Below are 4,476 nucleotides of genomic sequence, written 5' to 3'. Positions count from 1 at the left end.
CAATTAAACTGTTTTTATATACAGTAATTTTAGGCTTTATTATGTCTATCCGCAATTTAAAAGATGGTTCTACCAAACCTTGGCTCTGCGAATGTTACCCGAATGGGCGAATGGGGAAACGTGTTCGTAAAAAGTTTACGACTAAGGGAGAAGCAAAGGCTTTTGAGCTTCACACGATGAAGGAGATTGACGATAAGCCATGGATGGGAAGTAAACCCGATCACCGTAGAATGAGCGAACTGTTAGACGCTTGGTGGACCATACACGGTCATACGTTGAAATCGGGTAAACAAGCTCGGGGGCTAATAGCCAAGACAATTGAAGAATTAGGGAATCCAATTGCCTCCCACTTTAAAGAACGAGACTATTTAGACTATCGTGCAGCGCGAATACCCTACCGTGGCAAAAATAAATCTATTAAGATTTCACCAACAACACATAACACGGAATTGATTTATCTAAAGGGAATGTTCAAGAAACTGATTAAATACAATCAATGGAAATACCCCAATCCACTTGAAGCTATCGAAACAATCAAAACAAGTGAGAAGAACCTAGCATATCTAACCAAGCCACAAATTGAAGAGTTCTTAGTTAACCTGAAAAATTTCAACCGAGTCATTACAGTCTCGATTCCACAGCTCATTGTAATTTCTAAGATTTGCTTAGCCACCGGTGCCCGTATAAGTGAAGCTCTAACTCTTACCCGTTCACAGGCAGCTGAATTTAAACTGACTTACACCGAGACAAAAGGTAAGAGGAATCGAAGTGTGCCCATCTCCCCAGCTTTATATCAAGAGATCTTAGATATCGCCGTGAGCGACCATGAAATTTTTAACACGAGTTACAAGGACGCCTGGCGCTACATTAAAAGAGCTTTACCAGAGCACGTACCGAGTGGGCAAGCAACGCATGTTCTACGGCATACCTTTGCTTCGCATTTTATGATGAACAAAGGGGATATCTTGGTGTTACAGCGTATTCTTGGCCATACTAAGATCGAGCAGACAATGGCGTATTCTCATTTTGCTCCAGAACATTTGATACAAGCTGTCCACCTCAATCCATTAGAGAATTAATGGCGACAAAGTGGCGGCAGACACTGTAATCTACCGTTATTTAGCGGTTTTATTCGTAAAAAAGGCGACAGTTTTCACTGTCGCCTTTTGCTATTTAGAGCCTAATTTTTCTATTCCCAATCAAGAATAACCTTGCCAGAAAGCCCACTACGCATAGCATCGAAGCCAGCTTGGAAATCATCAATTTTAAAGTGATGAGTAATGATTGGTGATAGGTCTAAACCTGACTGAATCAAAGAAGCCATCTTGTACCAAGTTTCGAACATCTCACGGCCGTAGATACCTTTGATAACCAAGCCTTTGAAGATTACTTGGTTCCAGTCTACCGCCATGTCTGATGGTGGAATACCTAGTAGAGAGATCTTACCGCCGTGGTTCATGTTAGTCAGCATGCTGTTGAACGCAGATGGGTTACCAGACATTTCTAGACCTACATCGAAGCCCTCAGTCATGCCAAGATCCGACATTACGTCTTCAAGCTTCTCTTCCATCACGTTTACTGCGCGAGTCACACCCATTTGACGAGCAAGGTCTAGACGGTATTCATTTACGTCAGTAATTACAACGTGACGAGCACCAACGTGCTTAGCAACAGCAGCAGCCATGATACCGATTGGACCAGCACCAGTAATTAGCACGTCTTCGCCTACTAGGTCGAAAGAAAGCGCTGTGTGTACTGCGTTACCAAACGGGTCAAAGATTGATGCTAGATCGTCAGAGATTTCTGCAGGGATCTTAAATGCGTTGAACGCAGGGATCACAAGGAACTCAGAGAACGCACCAGTGCGGTTTACACCTACACCTGTTGTGTTACGACAAAGGTGAGTACGGCCGCCACGGCAGTTACGACAGTGACCACATGTGATGTGACCTTCGCCAGATACACGGTCGCCGATTTCAAAACCACGAACTTCTTGGCCGATGCCAACAACTTCACCCACGTATTCGTGACCTACCACCATAGGTACTGGAATTGTGTTTTGTGACCACTCATCCCAGTTGTAGATATGTACGTCTGTACCACAAATTGCAGTTTTCTTAATACGAATAAGAAGATCATTATGACCCATTTCAGGTTTTTCAACCTCGGTCATCCAGATGCCTTCTTCAGGCTTAAGCTTAGAAAGTGCTTTAATTTTCATAATGTTATCCAGTTCATCTCGCCTAACAGTAAGGCGAGAATCAAAAATCTATATGTTCTATTGGGTGTTGTTCTATCTAATCAAAGGATGCAAAGGCACCCCTTTAAAATTAGATGATAGCCATGTCTTTACCAACTTGGATGAACGCATCAATTGCGCGATCCAGTTGCTCACGAGAGTGCGCAGCAGACATTTGCGTACGGATACGAGCTGCGCCTTTTGGTACTACTGGGAAAGAGAAACCTACCACGTAGATGCCTTTCTCTAGTGCGCGCTCTGCGAATTCAGCCGCAACTTTTGCATCACCCAGCATGATTGGGATGATTGCGTGGTCAGCACCGCCCATAGTGAAACCAGCTGCTTCCATGCGAGTACGGAAGTGAGCAGAGTTTTCCCATAGTTGAATGCGTAGGTCGCCAGATTCCGCTAGAAGATCTAGAACGCGGATAGACGCCGATACGATTGCAGGTGCAACAGAGTTAGAGAATAGGTATGGACGAGAACGCTGACGTAACCAGTCGATTACTTCTTTCTTACCAGAAGTGTAACCGCCTGAAGCGCCACCCATTGCTTTACCAAGCGTACCTGTGATGATGTCGATACGGTCAACAACGTTATGGAACTCGTGAGTACCCGCGCCGTTTTCACCCATGAAGCCAACTGCGTGAGAGTCATCAACCATCACTAGTGCGCCGTACTTGTCAGCAAGATCACAGATAGCAGGAAGGTTAGCGACTACGCCGTCCATTGAGAACACACCGTCAGTTACGATAAGCGTGTGACGAGCGTCTGCTTCTTTAGCTGCGATAAGTTGTTGCTCTAGCTCTTCCATGTTGTTGTTCGAGTAACGGAAGCGCATTGCTTTACATAGACGAACACCATCAATAATAGATGCGTGGTTTAGAGCATCAGAAATGATTGCGTCTTCTTTGCCTAGAATCGTTTCGAATAGGCCAGCGTTTGCATCAAAGCAAGATGTGTAAAGGATAGTGTCTTCTTTACCAAGGAACGTAGATAGCTTTTGCTCTAGTTCTTTGTGAGAGTCTTGAGTACCACAGATGAAACGTACTGAAGCCATACCAAAGCCGTGCTGATCCATACCATCTTTAGCTGCTTCGATAAGAGCTGGGTGATTAGCAAGACCTAAGTAGTTGTTTGCACAGAAGTTTAGTACTTCTTCACCAGTCGAGATAGAAACCGCTGCTTTTTGTGCAGAAGTGATAATGCGCTCAGACTTGTAAAGACCTTCTTCTTTAACTTCTTCGATTTGAGTTTGAATCTGTTGGTAAAATGCAGAAGACATTGTCTATTCCTTCCTAATTATTATTCAGCAGCATCGCGCGCCGCATTATGTAGGGGATGTAAACGATTTCAATTCGATCATTTACACTGTAAAACTTATACCCCTATTCTAGTTGAACATCCCCTTCTCGATTATCCCTTTAGTTGGAAAAACATTAATGAATCGCAGGCACGAATAATGGTTCATCCCAGTGACACAGGGCACATAAACGCGTCTTACCTGCTCTTTTTAACGTCAAATCCCCTTCCGTTTGTGTCTAATTTCACTTTCATATCAGATCTCTATTTTTCATCTCAGAACGATATGGTGATGATTATCCGCTTCTCTTAGAATGTGCATCAGCAACTCCGCTATACAGATGAAAACCGATGAGATGAAAAGCAAAACACGCCAAGCAATCAGAGCAATCACGCCAAGTGATTAATGAAATTGATTCACAAATCAGAAGAGATCACTCACAATTGTCAATAAGCTCACCGTTGCAACTAGCCCTACTGGACACTTATGATTAACCCAAAACTCATCGCCCTACTTCCCGATCTCGCCTCGTTTATCTTAGTTGTGAACGAAGGTAGCTTTACCGCTGCAGCAAAGCAGTTAGGGGTGACACCCTCAGCGTTGAGTAAATTGATCACACGTCTAGAAAAAGCACTCTCAGTAAAGCTGTTTGAACGTACCACTCGTACATTGATCATCACGCAAGCAGGCCAGTTGGTATACGACCAAAGCGTGGTCATGATTAATGCGGCGCAACAAGCGGTTGAGCTGTCTACCTCCGACCATACTGAACCTGCAGGCTCTATAACGGTAGCGGCGCCTGAGGCGTTCTTGAACTCAGTGCTACAGCCTTTTGTTGTTCCATTTTTAAATCAGTATCCAGAGATTCAACTCAAGCTAAGGGCAGCTGATGGCGACATCGACATATTGCGCCAAGGCATCGACATTGCCTTTC

Annotated in this window: 4 protein-coding genes; 2 read left to right on the top strand and 2 right to left on the bottom strand. The window is 44.2% G+C overall.

Features of this window, described 5'->3' with window-relative positions; genetic code table 11:
* Nucleotides 1–41 precede the first annotated feature (41 nt).
* Entirely contained in the window at nucleotides 42–1,079 is a 1,038-nt protein-coding gene (locus tag AB4653_RS11835) for a tyrosine-type recombinase/integrase (protein WP_102257532.1), read from the top strand.
* 110 nt (nucleotides 1,080–1,189) lie between these two features.
* Here AB4653_RS11835 and tdh read toward each other — a convergent pair whose 3' ends face one another.
* Nucleotides 1,190–2,221 carry an L-threonine 3-dehydrogenase gene (gene tdh / locus AB4653_RS11830; protein WP_102257511.1) on the bottom strand — a complete coding sequence of 344 codons (1,032 nt, stop codon included), beginning with the start codon at nucleotides 2,219–2,221 and terminating at the stop codon, nucleotides 1,190–1,192.
* A 109-nt stretch (nucleotides 2,222–2,330) separates the two neighbouring features.
* Nucleotides 2,331–3,524 carry a glycine C-acetyltransferase gene (locus tag AB4653_RS11825; RefSeq protein WP_009845597.1) on the bottom strand — a complete coding sequence of 398 codons (1,194 nt, stop codon included), beginning with the start codon at nucleotides 3,522–3,524 and terminating at the stop codon, nucleotides 2,331–2,333.
* A 504-nt stretch (nucleotides 3,525–4,028) separates the two neighbouring features.
* On the opposite strand from AB4653_RS11825, the gene AB4653_RS11820 reads away from it, so the two are divergent.
* The coding region (locus AB4653_RS11820; RefSeq protein ID WP_372104232.1) for a LysR family transcriptional regulator at nucleotides 4,029–4,476 on the top strand (448 nt) is incomplete at its 3' end.

It is taken from the genome of Vibrio sp. 10N.222.48.A3 (genome assembly GCF_041475345.1).
Taxonomy (GTDB): domain Bacteria; phylum Pseudomonadota; class Gammaproteobacteria; order Enterobacterales; family Vibrionaceae; genus Vibrio; species Vibrio tasmaniensis_A.
The sequence above is the reverse complement of the archived record's forward strand: the minus strand, read 5'-3'. Positions and strand labels throughout refer to the sequence as shown.

What these genes read in the sequence shown, in the direction of transcription:
- AB4653_RS11825 (WP_009845597.1), bottom strand. Translation starts at nt 3,524, where the DNA reads ATGTCTTCTGCATTTTACCAACAGATTCAAACTCAAATCGAAGAAGTT.
- AB4653_RS11835 (WP_102257532.1), top strand. Translation starts at nt 42, where the DNA reads ATGTCTATCCGCAATTTAAAAGATGGTTCTACCAAACCTTGGCTCTGC.
- tdh (WP_102257511.1), bottom strand. Translation starts at nt 2,221, where the DNA reads ATGAAAATTAAAGCACTTTCTAAGCTTAAGCCTGAAGAAGGCATCTGG.